Here is a 17,342-nt window from a genome sequence, read left to right on the forward strand (position 1 = left end):
GCGAACGAGCTGCCATGAAAATGAATAGGGAAGGGGACGGACGAAACGCGCGAGAATGCGCGCAGACGAAGGCGCGAGCGCGCTATCGGAATTTGCCTTCGCGACGCTGCCGCTTATCGCACAGCGCCGCAAAAGCAAACAGCACAACAATTACATGTTCGGATAGTTCGGCCCGCCACCGCCTTCCGGCGTGACCCACACGATATTCTGCGTCGGGTCCTTGATATCGCAGGTCTTGCAGTGCACGCAGTTCTGCGCATTGATGACGAGCCGCTCGTTGCCTTCGTCGTTCTTCACGAACTCGTACACGCCAGCCGGGCAATAACGCGACTCCGGTCCGGCGTAAGTCTGCCAGTTCACGTTGACCGGCACGGTCGGATCTTTCAGCGTCAGGTGCGCCGGCTGATTTTCCTCGTGGTTCGTGTTCGAGATGAACACCGAAGAGAGCCGGTCGAACGTCAGCTTGCCGTCCGGCTTCGGATACGTGATCGGCTTGCACTGCGAAGCCGGCTTCAGCATTTCGTGATCGGAATGCTGATGATGCAGCGTCCAGGGCACGTTGCCGCCGAGCAGCTTCTGCTCGACGCCGACCATCAGCGTGCCGAGGTAGAGACCCTTGCTCATCCACTGCTTGAAGTTACGCGCGCGATACAGCTCGGTGTAGAGCCACGACGTCTTGAAGGTTTCCGGATAAGCGGTCAGTTCGTCCGACTGACGGCCGGCCCGTACGGCGGCGAATGCGGCGTCGGCGGCGAGCATGCCGGTCTTGATCGCGGCGTGCGAACCCTTGATGCGCGACGCGTTCAGGAAGCCCGCGTCGTCGCCGACAAGTGCGCCGCCCGGGAACACCAGCTTCGGCAGCGACATCAGACCGCCCGCGGTGATCGCGCGCGCACCGTACGACACGCGCTTGCCGCCTTCGAGAATCGCGCGGATCGCCGGATGCGTCTTGTAGCGCTGGAATTCCTCGAACGGTGACAGATACGGATTCGAATAGCCGAGGCCGACCACGAAGCCGACCACGACCTGGTTGTTGTCCATGTGATAGAGGAACGAGCCGCCGTAGGTGTCGTTTTCGAGCGGCCAGCCGGCCGTGTGCATCACCAGACCCGGCTTGTGCTTCGCGGGATCGATCTCCCACAGCTCCTTGATGCCTATGCCGTACACCTGCGGATCGACGCCGTCGCGCAGCTTGAACTTCTCGTTCAGCTGGCGGCCGAGGTGGCCGCGCGCGCCTTCGCAGAACAGCGTGTACTTCGCATGCAGCTCCATGCCGAGCTGGAAGTTCTCGGTCGGCTCGCCGTCCTTGCCTATGCCGAGGTTGCCGGTCGCGACGCCCTTGACCGAGCCGTCGTCGTTGTACAGCACTTCAGCCGCCGGAAAGCCCGGGAAAATCTCGACGCCGAGCGCCTCGGCCTGCTGGCCCAGCCAGCGCGTCACGTTCGCGAGGCTGATCACGTAGTTGCCGTGGTTCTTGAAATTGTCCGGCAGCGCCCAGTTCGGCACGCTCTTCGCGCCCGTCGCCGACAGGAACAGGAAGCGGTCTTCGGTCACCTCGACCGTCAGCGGCGCGCCTTTCTCCTTCCAGTCCGGGATCAGCTCGGTCAGCGCGCGCGGGTCCATCACCGCGCCCGACAGGATATGCGCCCCGATCTCAGAGCCTTTTTCGAGTACGCAGACGCCAAGCTCGACGCCTTGTTCGGCGGCGCGCTGCTTCAGACGAATGGCAGCCGACAGGCCCGCAGGGCCGCCGCCGACGATGACGACGTCATACTCCATCGACTCGCGCGGGCCGTACTGCTCAATGAGACTTGCGGGGGTCATTGATGCTCCTCTTACCGTTAGAATGCTTTTTTCGGGTTCGTATTGTGGGCGATCGATCCCTACGCCGCAACCCAAAAGCCACAGATTAGCACGAGCGTACTATTTCATGATACGGTATAGACCCTTATCGCGGTCGTACCAAACCCCGTCAACCGCAGTTGTCACTACAACCGAGCAAGGAAAGACAATGGGCCGTTCGATCAATCTGGAAGGCAAGGTCGCGCTGATCACTGGCGCCTCGAGCGGGTTGGGCAAGCGCTTCGCGCAGGTGCTGTCGCAGGCGGGCGCGAAGGTCGTGCTGGCGAGCCGACGGACCGAGCGGCTCAAGGAGCTGCGCGCGGAAATCGAGGCGTCCGGCGGAGCCGCGCACGTGGTGTCGCTCGACGTGACCGACTACCAGAGCATCAAGTCGGCGGTCGCGCACGCGGAGACCGAAGCCGGCACCATCGATATCCTCGTCAATAACTCGGGCGTGTCGACTACGCAGAAGCTGTCCGAAGTCACGCCGGCGGACTTCGAATACGTGTTCGACACGAATACGCGCGGCGCTTTTTTCGTCGCGCAGGAAGTCGCCAAGCGCATGATCATGCGCGGCAACAACGCGCAGAAGCCGTCGTACCGGATCATCAACATCGCGTCGATGGCGGGCTTGCGCGTGCTGCCGCAAATCGGCCTGTATTCGATGAGCAAGGCCGCGGTCGTCCACATGACGAAGGCGATGGCGCTCGAGTGGGGCAAGCATGGCATCAATGTGAACGCGATCTGCCCCGGCTATATCGACACCGAGATCAACCACCACCACTGGTCGACCGATCAGGGGCAGAAACTGATTGCGATGCTGCCGCGCCATCGGGTCGGCAAACCGGAGGATCTCGACGGGCTGCTCCTGCTGCTCGCGGCGGACGAATCGCAGTTCATCAACGGCTCGGTGATCGCCGCCGACGACGGTTTCGGGCTCGCGTGAGCGCGCAGTCAAACGTTTCAACAGTCAGGCAGCAAAGGAAGAACGGAAGTAAAGCATGAGCGATTTTCACGCAGTTTTCGAAATGACGATGCCGATCTGCTGGGGCGACATGGACGCCTTCGGTCACGTCAACAACACGGTTTATTTTCGCTACATGGAGCAGGTGCGGATTTCCTGGTTCGAACATATGGACTTCCTCGGCGAGCGCCCGGACGGCCAGGGGCCGGTGATCGTCAATGCGTCGATGGAGTTTCTGAAGCAGCTGCACTATCCGGGTGACGTGATCGGCCGGATGTCGGTGGCCACGCCGGGGCGCAGCAGCTTCGATACGGCTTTCGAGCTTCTGCGTGCCGATGAGCCGGATACGCTCTATGCGCGGGGCGCCGCGCGATGCGTGTGGATCGACTACGCGGCAGGCAAGTCGATGCCAGTGCCCGACGTGCTGCGCGCGGCCATCGAGAGCGCCGCTCTCGTCAAGGCGGGCTGACGGCGCTGCCTGAGCGTGGTCGCGTGCTTCATCCTTCCTTTCTCTGTCAATCCCCGAGCAGCCGTTGCAAGAGCTCGGTCGCATTGCCCGTATCGTATTTACGCATGAGCCGCGCACGGTAGACGTCGACCGTGCGCGGGCTGATGTCGAGCACGCGGCCGATCTGCTTGCTGGTCTTGCCCGTCACCAGTTGCGCGGCGATTTCGCGCTCGCGCGGCGTCAGTTCCACCGCGACCCGGCGGGTCGCGCTCAGATCCTCGAAGGTCCAGACACCCGCCGCGTGCGGGTCGGTGCGCTGCTGCGCGCGGCCCGTCACGTGACACCAGAACAGCTCGCCGTTCGCGCGTTTCATGATGCGGTCGTCCGCGTAGCTGCCTTGCGCGGTCATGATCGGCGGAATGCGCGCGCCGATCCGCTCGAACTCATCCGCCGATGGGTACAACACCTGGAATGACTGACCGATCAGCGCGTCGCGCGCGTAGCCGAAAATCGACGCGAGCTCGTCGTTGCAGTCTTCGATGGTCCGCTCGCGCGACAGCACGAGTCCGATCGGCGCGAGGTGAAACGCAGTGCGGTAATCCAGGGCGGGCATGGGCGGGGCGGCAAGTACTTATGTATTTTTGCGTATTGTGCCGTATGGCGGGCCCAGCGTACTCTTTCGGGCAGATGACAACGCGGCGCATGCCGCGGATGACTACTAGAATGACGTAGCGGTATCGTGAGGCGACGTGAAGTTCGCCAGTTGCGATATCAGCCGCAATGATCCGGCGGCCTGCGTACAGGTTTCGGGTTTCCATAGAGGAAGGGACATACAGATGAACAAGGTCTATCCAGGCGCCGCCGAGGCGCTGAAGGACATCGTCAAGGACGGGCAGACGTTCGCCGTCGGCGGCTTCGGCTTGTGCGGCATTCCCGAGGCGCTGATCGCGGCGCTGCGCGATTCGAAGGTGCGGGGCATCACCTGCATCAGCAACAACGCGGGCGTCGACGGTTTCGGCCTCGGCCTGCTGCTCGAGACGCGTCAGATCAGGAAGATGATCTCGTCGTACGTCGGTGAGAACAAGGAGTTCGAGCGCCAGTACCTGGCCGGCGAACTCGAGCTCGAATTCACGCCGCAAGGCACGCTCGCCGAGAAGCTGCGTGCGGGCGGCTCTGGCATCCCGGCGTTTTTCACGAACACCGGCTTTGGCACGCAGATCGCCGAGGGCAAGGAGACCCGCCAGTTCGGCGAGAACCACTACGTGCTCGAACATTCGCTGACCGCCGATATCGCGCTGGTCAAGGCATGGAAGGCCGACAAGGCCGGCAACCTGATCTATCGCCGCACCGCGCGCAACTTCAATCCGATGTGCGCGATGGCGGGCCGCATCACCGTCGCGGAGGTCGAAGAAATCGTCGAAGTGGGCGAGCTCGATCCGGACGCGATCCACACGCCTGGCATCTTCGTGCAACGCATCGTGCTGAATGCGCATCCGGAAAAACGCATCGAACAACGCGTCGTCCGCGCGAAAGGAGACTGATCATGGCATGGACTCGTGACGAAATGGCCGCGCGCGCGGCGAAGGAACTGCAGGACGGTTTTTATGTGAACCTCGGCATCGGCTTGCCGACGCTGGTCGCGAACCACGTGCCGGCGGGCGTCGAAGTATGGCTGCAGTCGGAAAACGGTCTGCTCGGCATCGGCCCGTCGCCGACCGAAGACGAAGTCGACGCGGACCTGATCAACGCCGGCAAGCAGACGGTGACGACGCTGCCCGGTTCGTCGATTTTCTCTTCGGCGGATTCGTTCGCGATGATTCGCGGCGGCCACATCAATCTGGCGATTCTCGGCGCGATGCAGATCAGCAAGAAGGGCGATCTCGCGAACTGGATGATCCCGGGCAAGATGATCAAGGGCATGGGCGGCGCGATGGACCTGGTCGCGGGCGTCAAGCGCGTGGTCGTGCTGATGGAGCACGTCGCCAAGGGCGATCAGCACAAGATCCTCGAGGAATGCACGCTGCCGCTGACGGGCGTGGGTGTGGTCGATGAGATCATCACCGATCTCGGCGTGATCGAAGTGACCGAAAACGGCTTGAAAGTGACCGAACTTGCGCCGGGCGTGAGCGTCGACGAAATCAAGGCGAAGACCGGCGCGCCGCTCGATGTGAGCGCGGTGAGCTGACGCGGCGTGAGACGCCGCTGCGCGCGTCGATGCGAGCGCGGCGGCAACGATGCTTTCCGGACGGGCGAGACGCGAGTCTCGCCCGTTCTATTTTTGACGCGCGGCGCCGGATGCGCCAGACGGTTTGCACGATCTTCCTAAGCCTTCTGGCCGATGCTTGCCGCGCGACGAAGCGGTTTACAATCGTTCGCAGCCCAATCCGCAGCGTCTTTGCAAGGACACCAGATGACCGCAACGACTTATGCTTCCGCCACCGGGCGGCCCGCGCCGCGTCAACGTTACGTGCAGTGCGCGAGCGCGGCCGGCCTGCATCGCGTCGCCTATACCGAGTGGGGCGATCCGGACAATCCGCGCGTGCTGCTGTGCGTGCACGGACTGACACGATCGGGGCGCGATTTCGACCGACTCGCTGCCAACTTCGCCCACACCTATCGCGTGGTGTGCCCGGACGTGGTTGGCCGGGGCTTGTCGTCGTGGCTCGCGAACCCCAACTTATATGCGGTCCCGCAGTACGTCGCCGACATGGTCACGCTGATCGCGCGGCTCGACGTCGACACCGTCGACTGGTTCGGCACCTCGATGGGCGGCCTGATCGGCATGGGGCTCGCCGGCCTGCCGGACACCCCGATCCGCAAGCTGTTGCTGAACGACGTCGGGCCGCATCTGGAGCCGGTCGCGGTCAAGCGCATCGGCGACTACCTCGGCAAGCCCGCACGCTTCGATACGCTGCAGCAGGGTGTCGACTACGCGGCGCAGCTCGCGCAGGGCTTCGGCCCGCTGACGCCTGACGAATGGCGCGAAATCAATACGCCGTTGCTGCGCGAAGAGGAAGGTGCGTGGGTGCTGCGCTATGACCCGCGCATCGCCCAGCCGTTCGCGGCGGTCAACGAGGAAGCGGCGAAGCTCGGCGAAGCGGCGCTGTGGCATTCGCTCGCGTCGTTCCAGGGGCCGGTGCTCGTGGTGCGCGGCGAGCAGTCGGATTTGCTGTCGCGTGAAACGGTCGCGAAGATGGTGGCGGCCGGGCGTGCCGTATCGAGCGTGGAGATCGCGGGCGTCGGTCATGCGCCGGCGTTTCTCGCGGCGGACCAGATCGCGCTCGCGAGGGAGTTCTTCATCGGTTCGGCCGCGAACGGGTCATAATATTGAGTTCCGTATGAAGCTCTTATTAGCAGTGTCGTTCGGCATGCTAGTTAGATCAACCCCTCAGCTCAGGACATTTCATGGCAGTCATTCGTTATCACGTCGGCAAGCGTCTCTCGGAAATGGCCGTGCACAACGGCACCGTGTACCTCGCGGGTCAGATCGCCGAGGACGACGATCAGGACATCACCGGCCAGACGCGCGAAGTGCTCGGCCACATCGACCGTCTGCTCGCTGAAGCGAACAGCGACAAGTCGCTGCTGCTGTCGGTGCAGATCTATATCTCGGACATGGCGCATTTCGCCGGCATGAACGCCGTGTGGGACGAGTGGGTCGCGCAGGGTGACACGCCGCCGCGCGCGACCGTCGAAACAAAGCTCGCGAATCCGAAGTGCCTCGTCGAAATCGTCGTGATCGCGGCGCAGCGCAGCTGATTTGCGGTTGAGAGGCCGCACCGTTGTTGATTTTCCGTTGAATCGTCTGGCCCGGCGGGCCGTCGCACCATGAATACCGAAACCGTTCCGAACGCGCCTCATCCCCATCGTTCCTTCGACGAAGCGATGGCGTTCGTGCGCGAACATGCGGGCGAGGTGCGGCTGTCGTCGGGCGAATTGCTCGCGGATCACGCGGCGGGCACCGCGTCGATCATGCGCAAGCTCAACGTCGATCCGCCGGCGGTGCTGGCCGCGGCGCTGTTCGCGCTGACACCGCATCTGCACGATCCGGAGCGCGTGATCGCCGACAACTTCGGCGAAGAAGTCGCGCAACTGGTCGGCGACGTGCGCAAGCTGCTGCGGCTCGGCACGGTCAGTTTGCGTGCGGCGCAAAACGCGATGCCCGAGGCCGGGCGTGACGCGCAGGCTGCGCGCCGCGCGCAGGTCGAGGCGCTGCGCAAGATGCTGCTCGCGTTCGCGCAGGACATTCGCGTCGTGCTGATCCGCCTCGCGTCGCGGCTGCAATCGCTGCGTTACTACGCGGCCGCGAAGATCACGCCGTCGCCCGACGTCGCGCGCGAAACCCTCGATATCTACGCACCGCTCGCGAACCGCCTCGGCATCTGGCAATTGAAGTGGGAGCTCGAGGATCTCGCGTTCCGTTTCGAGGAGCCGGAAACCTACAAGCGCATCGCGAAGCTGCTCGACGAGAAGCGCGTCGAGCGTGAGAGCTATGTCGCACAGGCGATCGAACGCCTGCAGCAGGAGCTGGCCGGCGCGCACATCCGCGCCGAAGTGAGTGGTCGGCCGAAGCATATCTACAGCATCTGGCGCAAGATGCGCGGCAAGCAGCTCGACTTCGCGGAGCTGTACGACGTGCGCGCGTTTCGCGTGATCGTGCCGGACATCAAGGACTGCTACACCGTGCTCGGCATCGTGCACAACCTGTGGCAGCCGGTGCCGAAGGAGTTCGACGATTACATCTCCCGGCCGAAGCCGAACGGCTACAAGTCGCTGCACACGGTCGTGATCGGCGACGACGGCCGCGCGTTCGAAGTGCAGATCCGCACGCAGGAAATGCATCGCTTCGCCGAATACGGCGTGGCCGCGCACTGGCGCTACAAGGAAGCGGGTGCGCGCGGCTATGGCGGCACGTTCACCGCGAGCGAGAAATACGACGAGAAGATCGCCTGGCTGCGACAGCTGCTCGCGTGGAAGGACGAGGTGTCCGAGGGCGAGCATGGCGAAGCGGGCGCGGTGCAGCCATGGGAGCAGTTGCGGCAGGCCACGCTCGACGACGATCACATCTACGTCCTGACGCCGCAGGCGCGCGTGATTCCGTTGCCGCACGGCGCGACGCCGATCGACTTCGCGTACCACCTGCACAGCGAGCTTGGGCATCGTTGCCGCGGCGCGCGCGTCGACGGCGTGATGGTGCCGCTCAACACCGCATTGCAGAATGGCCAGACGGTCGAGATCGTGGCGGTGAAGGAGGGCGGTCCGTCGCGCGACTGGCTCAATCCGCAGCTTGGCTATCTGCAAAGCGGGCGAGCGCGGCAGAAGGTGCGCGCGTGGTTCAACGCGGTCGAGTTGCAGGAGCACATCGCGAACGGTCGCGCGATGGTTGAAAAAACCCTGCAGCGCGAAGGCAAGACCTCGGTCAATCTCGATCAACTGGCCGCGCGGCTTGGTTTCAAGACCACCGACGACCTGTTCTCCGTGGTCGGCAAGGAGGAATTCAGCCTGCGGCTCGTCGAGCAGGCGCTGCAGGACGCGCCGCCGCCCGAGCCAGAGGTCGAGGCGCCGGAAAAATTCGAGAAACGCAGCAGTGGCGCGAGCGTCGCGCGCGGCGCGTCTACCGGGGTGCTGGTGGTCGGCGTCGATGCATTGCTCACCCAGCTCGCGCGCTGCTGCCGGCCCGCGCCGCCCGACGACATCTGCGGCTTCGTCACGCGCGGCAAAGGCATGTCGGTGCATCGCAGCGACTGCGCGACGTTCCGCCGGATGGCAGAGCGCGCGCCGGAGCGGGTGCTGCAAACCGCGTGGTCGGCGGACGTGATGAGCGGTCGCGGCCAGTCCGTCTACCCGGTCGATCTCAGCATCGAGGCGACGGACCGACAAGGCTTGCTGCGCGATATCTCCGAAGTGTTCGCGCGGGAAAAGATGAACGTGATCGGCGTGAAGACGCAAACGCGCCGCAATGCCGCGTTCATGCAATTTACCGTCGAGGTTTCCAGCGCTGCGCAGATCCAGCGCGCGTGCACGTTGCTGGGCGAAATCACGGGCGTGGTGCGGGCGACGCGCAAGAACTGAGGCGCGGACGATTGGAAAAGGGCCTGCCGACGGTGAGACGAATTAAAGTCGCTGCATAAAAGTACTTGCCAAGCTGGGCTGTACCCCATATACTCTCGTTTCTTCAGGCTCGTAGCTCAGCTGGTTAGAGCACCACCTTGACATGGTGGGGGTCGTTGGTTCGAGTCCAATCGAGCCTACCAACGAAATGGAATTCCGGTCTCGCCGGGGTTTCGCACGCTGCAGTAAGCGCTTTGAGCGCAAAAAGGCGAATACGGTTATGACACCGCGAACGTTGACCGAAACCACTTCGGAGCGACGCTAGTCGAGGACCTCTTTCGCCAGTGATGTTTGCGTAAAATGTGAATGCGGCCCCTCGAAAGTGGGGCCGCATTTTTTTTGTCTTTTTGACCCTGGTTGTATGTGCCGCCGCCGGTCGGCACCACGGAGAACGCAATGGTTTCGATACGTTTGCCTGACGGTTCTGTTCGACAGTACGAGCATCCGGTGACCGTCGCCGAAGTGGCCGCCTCGATCGGCCCCGGCCTCGCGAAAGCCGCACTCGGCGGGAAGATCGACGGGGAGTTGGTCGATACGTCTGCGCTGATCGATCGCGACGTGGCGCTCGCCATCATCACGGAGAAGGATGCAGACGGACTCGATATCATCCGCCACTCGACAGCACACCTGCTCGCGTATGCGGTGAAGGATCTGTACCCCGAAGCGCAGGTTACGATCGGCCCCGTCATTGACAACGGTTTCTATTACGACTTCTCGTACAACCGTCCTTTCACGCCGGAAGACCTCGAAAAAATCGAAAGGCGCATGCAGGAGCTCGCGAAGAAGGACGAGCCGGTGTCGCGTCGCGTGGTGTCGCGCGACGAAGCGGTCGAGTACTTCAAGAGCATCGGCGAAAAGTACAAAGCCGAAATCATCGAATCGATTCCCGCCAGCGACGAAATCAAGCTGTACTCGCATGGCGGCTTCACGGACCTGTGCCGCGGCCCGCACGTGCCGTCCACCGGCAAGCTGAAGATCTTCAAGCTGATGAAAGTCGCGGGAGCTTACTGGCGCGGGGACTCGAAGAACGAGCAGTTGCAGCGAATTTACGGCACGGCCTGGACGAAGAAGGAAGACCAGGAAGCGTATCTGCACATGCTCGAAGAGGCCGAGAAGCGCGATCATCGGAAGCTGGGCAAGCAGCTCGACCTGTTCCACATGCAGGACGAGTCGCCGGGCATGGTGTTCTGGCATCCGCGCGGCTGGACGCTGTGGCAGCAGGTCGAGCAGTACATGCGCCGTCGCGTGAATGACGCCGGCTACCTTGAAATCAAGACGCCGTTGATCATGGACCGCTCGCTGTGGGAAGCGTCGGGACACTGGCAGAACTATCGTGAAAATATGTTCACGACCGAATCGGAAAAGCGCGACTACGCGATCAAGCCGATGAACTGCCCCGGTCACGTGCAGGTGTTCAACCACGGTCTGCGCTCGTATCGCGATCTGCCGCTGCGTTACGCTGAGTTCGGTTCGTGCCATCGCAACGAATCGTCGGGCGCGCTGCATGGACTGATGCGCGTGCGCGGCTTCGTGCAGGACGACGCCCATATTTTTTGTACCGAAGACCAGTTCATCAGCGAATCGATCGCGTTCAACACGCTGGCGATGAGCGTCTACCGCGACTTCGGCTTCGACAACGTTGAGATCAAGCTGTCGCTGCGTCCGGATGCGCGCGCCGGCACCGACGAAACGTGGGATCGCGCGGAGCAGGGGCTGCGCGAGGCGCTGACGGCCTGCGGCGTCACGTGGGAAGAACTGCCCGGCGAGGGTGCGTTCTACGGCCCGAAGGTCGAGTATCACATCAAGGACGCGCTCGGCCGCTCGTGGCAGTGCGGTACGCTGCAACTCGACATGGTGCTGCCGGAGCGTCTGGGTGCCGAATACGTCGCCGAAGACAATAGTCGTCGTCGCCCTATCATGCTCCACCGGGCAATCGTCGGATCAATGGAACGCTTCCTCGGGATTCTCATCGAGCACCATGCTGGTGCAATGCCCGCCTGGCTCGCGCCGATCCAGGTCGTCGTGATGAATATCGCGGAAAGTCAGTCCGAATATGCGCAGTCGCTAGCCCAATCGTTGCAAAAACAAGGGGTTAGAGTCGAGGCCGATTTGCGCAACGAGAAGATTAGCTATAAAATACGCGAGCACACGCTGGAAAAGGTGCCGTACCTGCTGGTGGTCGGCGACAAGGAGCGTGAAGCGCAAACGGTAGCCGTGCGTGCCCGTGGTGGTGTCGATATGGGTGTGATGCCTGTTGACGCCTTCATTGAGCGTCTGCGCCAGGACGTGCAGTCGTTCAACTAACCACTCGGTACCCGGCTCGTTTTTTTTAATTTTTAGAGGAAACGTAACATCGCTACTGATAAGTCTGCGCACCGCATCAACGGTGAAATTACAGCACCCGAGGTGCGACTGGTCGGCGTCGAGAACGAACCGCTCGGCATCGTGAAGCTCGCTGATGCGTTCCGCATGTCGGAACAGCAGGACGTGGATCTGGTCGAAATCGCCCCGCAAGCGGTTCCGCCGGTTTGCCGCTTGATGGACTACGGCAAGTTCAAGTACCAGGAAGCGAAGAAGCAACACGAGGCCAAGCTAAAGCAGAAGGTCATTCAGGTCAAGGAAGTCAAATTCCGCCCGGGTACCGACGACGGCGATTACAACGTCAAACTGCGCAACCTCGTCCGCTTCCTCGAAGACGGCGACAAGACGAAAATCACGTTGCGTTTCCGTGGCCGCGAAATGGCTCACCAGGAAATCGGCATGCGCATGCTCGAACGCCTGCGCACCGACCTCGACGAGGTCGGTCAGGTCGAGCAGATGCCGAAAATGGAAGGGCGCCAGATGATCATGGTGCTCGCTCCCAAGAAAAAGAAGTAAGCGCGAAGTATTTGGCCGGAGCGGCGGCGTGCCATGCGGCCCGCTCTCCGGTAGCGCAAGGTTGTTTGATGCTGTGCTGGGTGTCTGGCGCGGTGTTGGAAAATTTCGGAACGTCGTGCATGCAAGCGCGCAGTCGTTCCCGAAAAGCGGCCGCTGGCGGTATCGGCGGTCTGCATACCAAGTGGAATGGGTTTCGAAGGGCGGGAAATGGCCATCTGGCCGACCGCACACCCATGTCCATCTAATAATGGAGTTGTCATGCCGAAGATGAAGACCAAGAAGAGCGCTGCAAAGCGCTTCGTGGTGCGTCCGGGCGGTACCGTTAAGCGCGGTCAGGCCTTCAAGCGTCACATTCTTACCAAGAAGACCACCAAGAACAAACGCCATCTGCGCGGCTCCACGGCAGTTCATGATTCCGATCTGAACTCCGTTCGCGCAATGCTGCCGTTCGCTTAACCCTTAACCGACACTCATAGGAGCGAAACATGCCTCGAGTAAAACGTGGGGTTACCGCACGGGCCCGTCACAAGAAGATCATCAAGCTGGCCAAGGGTTACCGCGGCCGTCGCAATAACGTCTATCGCATCGCCAAGCAGGCGGTCATGCGCGCAGGCCAGTACGCCTACCGCGATCGCCGCAACAAGAAGCGTGTGTTCCGCGCACTGTGGATCACGCGTATCAACGCGGCGGTGCGTCAGCACGACATGACGTACAGCGTGTTCATCAACGGCCTGAAGAAGGCGTCGATCGAACTGGACCGCAAGGTGCTGGCCGACATGGCTGTATTCGACAAGGCTGCTTTTGCTGCGATCGTTCAGCAGGTGAAAGCCGCCGTTGCAGCCTGATTGCGCTTCTGGCAATTAAAACTGCGTGGTTCGTTGCAGCGAACATCCGGTAGTCTCGGTGACGCTGCAACAAAAACGGGGCTCCTCACCGAGCCCCGTTTTTGTTGGTAGAACCAGTTTTGTTTCGATAGAACACTGACGTTGAAATGATGGGATCAATGGATCTGGACCAGATTGTCGCCGACGCGCAAAAAGCCTTCGCAGAAGCCCCCGACGTCACCACCCTCGAGAACGAGAAAGCGCGCTTTCTCGGTAAGGCGGGTGCGCTGACCGAGCTGTTGAAGGGCCTTGGCAAACTCGATCCCGAAACGCGCAAGACAGAAGGCGCTCGGATCAACCTCGTCAAGCAACAGGTCGAAGCCGCGCTGACGGCACGTCGTCAGTCGCTCGCCGACGCGCTTCTGAATCAGCGCCTCGCCGCTGAGGCGATCGACGTCACGCTGCCGGGCCGCGGCGCCAATGCTGGCAGCCTGCACCCGGTGATGCGCACCTGGGAGCGCGTCGAGCAAATTTTTCGTACGATCGGATTCGACGTGGCAGACGGCCCCGAGATCGAAACCGACTGGTACAACTTCACTTCGCTGAACAGCCCGGAAAACCATCCGGCGCGTTCGATGCAGGATACCTTCTACGTCGACGGCAAGGACGCCGACGGTCGCCCGCTGCTGCTGCGTACGCATACGAGTCCGATGCAGGTACGCTACGCGCGTACCAACACGCCGCCGATCAAGGTGATCGTGCCCGGCCGCACGTATCGCGTGGATAGCGACGCCACGCATTCGCCGATGTTCAACCAGGTCGAAGGCCTGTGGATCGACGAGAACATCAGCTTCGCCGACCTGAAGGGTGTCTATACCGACTTCCTGAAAAAATTCTTCGAGCGCGACGACATTCTCGTGCGCTTCCGTCCGTCGTATTTCCCGTTCACCGAACCGTCGGCCGAGATCGACATGCAGTTCGAAACGGGCAAGAACGCGGGCAAGTGGCTCGAAATTTCGGGCTCCGGCCAAGTGCATCCGACCGTGATCGGTAACATGGGTCTGGACCCGGAGCGCTACATCGGCTTCGCTTTCGGCAGCGGCCTCGAGCGTCTCACGATGCTGCGTTACGGCGTGCAGGACCTGCGCCTGTTCTTCGAAAACGACCTGCGTTTCCTGCGTCAATTCGCGTGAACCGGCGCGCGCGAGCGCTACAAAGCAAAGAGCGCGGTAGCGCACCCGGTGCGCGCCGCGAGCGTCCCCGGCAGAGCTCGCTGAACCGGCGCAAGACCACCGGCTTTACGAAGCACCTGCCGGACGTGGACCTAACCTGATCAGAACGTACACAGAACCATGCAATTTCCGGAATCCTGGCTCAGAACCTTTGTCGATCCCCGACTGACCACCGACGAGCTGTCGCACGCGTTGACGATGGCGGGTCTCGAAGTCGAAGACCTGCGGCCAGCCGCGCCGCCGACCTCGAAGATCGTCGTCGGCCAGGTGCTGGAAGTCGTCAAGCACCCGGATGCGGACAAGCTCAACGTGTGTCAGGTCAACGCCGGCACCGGCGCGACGCTGAACATCGTATGCGGCGCGCCGAACGTGGCGCCGGGCATCAAGGTGCCGGTCGCGCTGGTCGGCGCGCAACTGCCGCCGGCCGAGGAGGGCGGCGCACCGTTCCCGATCAAGCTGTCGAAGCTGCGCGGCGTCGAAAGCCAGGGCATGCTGTGTTCGGCGCGCGAGCTGAAGCTCTCCGAAAATCACAGTGGTCTGATGATCCTGCCGGAAGATACCCCGATCGGCCAGGACATCCGCGAGACCCTCAACCTCGACGACACCGTTTTTGAAATCAAGCTGACACCGAACAAGGCCGACTGTTTGTCGGTATTCGGCGTCGCGCGCGAAACGTCGGCGATTACCGGGGCGCCGCTGCGCTCGCTCGACATCAAGCCGGCTCCGGTGAAGCTGAATGAAACGCTGCCCGTGAAAATCTCGGCGCCCGATCTGTGCGGCCGTTTCTCGGGCCGCGTGATCCGCGGCGTCAATGCGCGCGCGAAGTCGCCGCAATGGATGGTCGAGCGTCTCGAGCGCTCCGGCCAGCGTAGCATCTCCGCGCTCGTCGACATCTCGAACTATGTGATGCTCGAGCTGGGGCGTCCGTCGCACGTGTTCGATCTCGACAAGATCCACGGCGGCATGGACGTGCGCTGGGGCCGCAAGGGCGAAACGCTGAAACTGCTGAACGGCAACACGGTCGAGCTCGATGAAACGGTCGGCGTGATCGCCGACGAGCAGCATATCGAAAGCCTCGCGGGCATCATGGGCGGCGACAGCACGGCAGTCACGCTCGACACCACCAACATCTATCTCGAAGCCGCGTTCTGGTGGCCCGATAGCATTCGTGGCCGCTCGCGCAAGTACAACTTTTCGACCGATGCAGGCCATCGCTTCGAGCGCGGCGTGGATTACGCAACGACCGTCGATCATATCGAGCGCATCACGCAGTTGATCCTCGACATCTGCGGCGGCGAAGCGGGTCCGGTCGACGATCAGATCGTCAACGTGCCAAAGCGCGCGCCCGTGAAGATGCGCGTTTCGCGCGCGAACCGCATCATCGGCGTCACGATCGGCGCCGATGAAATCGGGCAGATCTTCACGCGCCTCGGCCTGTCGTTCGAGCGTGACGGCGATACGTTCTCGGTGATGCCGCCGTCGTACCGCTTCGATATCGAAATCGAAGAGGACCTGATCGAAGAAGTCGCACGTATCTACGGCTTCGAAAAGATTCCGGCGCGCCCGCCGGTCGCGACCAGCGAAATGCACGCGACCAACGAGACGCAACGCTCGATCCACGCGATCCGGCATGCACTCGCCGCGCGCGACTACGCGGAAACGGTGAACTTCAGCTTCGTCGACGCCGAGTGGGAGCAGGACTTCGCGGGCAATAGCAACCCGGTGCGTCTGATTAACCCGATCGCAAGCCAGCTGTCGGTGATGCGCACGACGCTGTTCGGCAGCCTGATTCATGTGCTGCGCACGAACCTGAACCGTCGCGCGGCGGACCGCGTGCGCGTGTTCGAAGCGGGCCGCGTGTTCCTGCACGATCCGTCGATCAAGGCCGGCGAGTTGACGGTCGAAGGTTTCGCGCAGCCGAAGATGATCGGCGCGCTCGCCTATGGTCCCGCGCTCGACGAGCAGTGGGGCGCACCGACGCGTGCCGTCGACTTCTTCGACATGAAGGGCGACATCGAAGCGCTGGTCGCACCGGCGCTCGCGCGGTTCGTAAAGGCCGAGCATCCGGCGCTGCATCCGGGACGCAGCGCGCGTATCGAATTGAATGGTCGCGCAGTGGGCTGGATTGGCGAATTGCATCCGTGCTGGATGCAAAAATATGATTTGCCGCATGCGCCGATTCTGTTTGAAATCGAAGCGGACGCATTAATGCAACGGGTATTGCCGGTTCCGTCGGAAGTTTCAAAATTCCCGCCGGTACGACGTGATATTGCGGTGGTCGTCGATCAGAAAATCGAGGTTCAGGCGCTGCTCGACGAGCTCCAGAAGGCCCAGTCCGAACCGGCCTGCAAGGCTGTCCAGAAGGTTGCGCTTTTCGACGAATTTCGTCCAAAATCAAACACTTCCGGTGGTCTGGCCGCGCACGAGAAAAGCCTTGCGTTCCGGGTGACCTTGCAAGATACTGGCGGAACCCTTCAGGATGAAACGGTCGATCTGGCTATTCAAACTCTGGTGGAACGTCTGGCTCGAGTATATGGCGCACGGTTGCGCGGATAACCCGCATTTAACATTTGCACGGCTGTTTCCGCATCCATTGTTTTACGCTTGGCGCGCCATTTGATAGATATGAATGAAATGAACTCGAGTGATTTCGAAGCCCTTCTTACGGCGCAACGCAGCGCCATGATTCGAGAAATTCCGACATCACCCGCCGTCGTTTCCAATGAAACGCCGACGCTCACCAAGGCGGAACTTGCCGAGTTGCTGTTCGACAATGTCGGGCTCAACAAGCGGGAAGCGAAGGACATGGTCGAGGCGTTCTTCGAGGTGATCCGCGATGCGCTCGAGAGCGGCGACAGCGTGAAGCTGTCGGGCTTCGGCAACTTCCAGTTGCGCGACAAGCCGCAGCGTCCCGGCAGAAATCCGAAGACGGGCGAGGCGATTCCGATCGCCGCGCGTCGCGTGGTGACGTTTCATGCAAGTCAAAAGCTGAAGGCGCTCGTCGAAAACGGCGCCGAAGCGAGCTTCGCGCGCTGATCGACTGG

Annotated in this window: 16 protein-coding genes and 1 tRNA gene; 15 read left to right on the top strand and 2 right to left on the bottom strand. The window is 62.1% G+C overall.

The genetic code is table 11. The features are described from left to right. Positions 1-150: 150 nt before the first annotated feature. Entirely contained in the window at positions 151-1,824 is a 1,674-nt protein-coding gene (locus tag QFZ91_RS20630; RefSeq protein WP_176382171.1) for an electron transfer flavoprotein-ubiquinone oxidoreductase, read from the bottom strand. A 187-nt stretch (positions 1,825-2,011) separates the two neighbouring features. On the opposite strand from QFZ91_RS20630, the gene QFZ91_RS20635 reads away from it, so the two are divergent. After that, complete coding sequence (locus tag QFZ91_RS20635; RefSeq protein ID WP_013089927.1) at positions 2,012-2,788, top strand: SDR family oxidoreductase; 777 nt, start codon at positions 2,012-2,014, stop codon at positions 2,786-2,788. A gap of 55 nt (positions 2,789-2,843) precedes the next feature. Beyond that, complete coding sequence (locus QFZ91_RS20640) at positions 2,844-3,275, top strand: acyl-CoA thioesterase (protein ID WP_429568256.1); 432 nt, start codon at positions 2,844-2,846, stop codon at positions 3,273-3,275. Between the two features lie 46 nt (positions 3,276-3,321). Here the strand turns inward: QFZ91_RS20640 and QFZ91_RS20645 are convergent, their stop codons facing one another. Continuing rightward, positions 3,322-3,867: a LuxR C-terminal-related transcriptional regulator gene (locus QFZ91_RS20645; protein WP_018421157.1), complete on the bottom strand. Its 546-nt coding sequence runs from the start codon at positions 3,865-3,867 to the stop codon at positions 3,322-3,324. 223 nt (positions 3,868-4,090) lie between these two features. Between QFZ91_RS20645 and QFZ91_RS20650 the strand changes: the two genes are divergently transcribed. The 13 genes from QFZ91_RS20650 (at position 4,091) to QFZ91_RS20710 (ending at position 17,334) form a co-directional block, all read left to right on the top strand. Then, positions 4,091-4,795, top strand: a complete 705-nt coding sequence (locus QFZ91_RS20650) for a CoA transferase subunit A (RefSeq protein WP_176382169.1) — start codon at positions 4,091-4,093, stop codon at positions 4,793-4,795. 2 nt (positions 4,796-4,797) lie between these two features. Further along, positions 4,798-5,439, top strand: coding sequence for a CoA transferase subunit B (locus tag QFZ91_RS20655; RefSeq protein WP_013089923.1), 642 nt, complete (start codon positions 4,798-4,800; stop codon positions 5,437-5,439). Between the two features lie 225 nt (positions 5,440-5,664). Then, the gene (locus QFZ91_RS20660; protein ID WP_429568257.1) at positions 5,665-6,579 is read left to right on the top strand and encodes an alpha/beta fold hydrolase; all 915 of its coding nucleotides are present in this window, start codon (positions 5,665-5,667) and stop codon (positions 6,577-6,579) included. Between the two features lie 80 nt (positions 6,580-6,659). Further along, positions 6,660-7,013: a RidA family protein gene (locus QFZ91_RS20665; protein WP_176382165.1), complete on the top strand. Its 354-nt coding sequence runs from the start codon at positions 6,660-6,662 to the stop codon at positions 7,011-7,013. A gap of 69 nt (positions 7,014-7,082) precedes the next feature. After that, entirely contained in the window at positions 7,083-9,326 is a 2,244-nt protein-coding gene (locus QFZ91_RS20670) for a RelA/SpoT family protein (RefSeq protein ID WP_429568258.1), read from the top strand. 105 nt (positions 9,327-9,431) lie between these two features. Beyond that, positions 9,432-9,508: transfer RNA gene (locus tag QFZ91_RS20675), tRNA-Val, on the top strand. 253 nt (positions 9,509-9,761) lie between these two features. Next, complete coding sequence (thrS, locus tag QFZ91_RS20680; protein WP_429568259.1) at positions 9,762-11,669, top strand: threonine--tRNA ligase; 1,908 nt, start codon at positions 9,762-9,764, stop codon at positions 11,667-11,669. Between the two features lie 48 nt (positions 11,670-11,717). Then, positions 11,718-12,242, top strand: coding sequence for a translation initiation factor IF-3 (gene infC, locus QFZ91_RS20685; protein WP_075643713.1), 525 nt, complete (start codon positions 11,718-11,720; stop codon positions 12,240-12,242). Positions 12,243-12,500: 258 nt separating this feature from the next. Then, positions 12,501-12,698 carry a 50S ribosomal protein L35 gene (gene rpmI / locus QFZ91_RS20690; RefSeq protein ID WP_006052501.1) on the top strand — a complete coding sequence of 66 codons (198 nt, stop codon included), beginning with the start codon at positions 12,501-12,503 and terminating at the stop codon, positions 12,696-12,698. Positions 12,699-12,727: 29 nt separating this feature from the next. Beyond that, entirely contained in the window at positions 12,728-13,087 is a 360-nt protein-coding gene (gene rplT, locus QFZ91_RS20695) for a 50S ribosomal protein L20 (RefSeq protein ID WP_006052502.1), read from the top strand. Positions 13,088-13,245: 158 nt separating this feature from the next. After that, positions 13,246-14,259 (top strand): phenylalanine--tRNA ligase subunit alpha, encoded by a 1,014-nt coding sequence (pheS, locus tag QFZ91_RS20700; protein WP_429568260.1) that lies wholly within the window; start codon positions 13,246-13,248, stop codon positions 14,257-14,259. A 159-nt stretch (positions 14,260-14,418) separates the two neighbouring features. Beyond that, on the top strand, positions 14,419-16,854 hold the full coding sequence (pheT, locus tag QFZ91_RS20705; RefSeq protein WP_429568261.1) for a phenylalanine--tRNA ligase subunit beta: 2,436 nt from the start codon (positions 14,419-14,421) through the stop codon (positions 16,852-16,854). 69 nt (positions 16,855-16,923) lie between these two features. Next, positions 16,924-17,334 (top strand): integration host factor subunit alpha, encoded by a 411-nt coding sequence (locus tag QFZ91_RS20710; RefSeq protein ID WP_176108086.1) that lies wholly within the window; start codon positions 16,924-16,926, stop codon positions 17,332-17,334. Positions 17,335-17,342 lie beyond the last annotated feature (8 nt).

This window comes from Paraburkholderia sp. JPY419 (assembly GCF_050435705.1).
GTDB lineage: Bacteria > Pseudomonadota > Gammaproteobacteria > Burkholderiales > Burkholderiaceae > Paraburkholderia > Paraburkholderia youngii.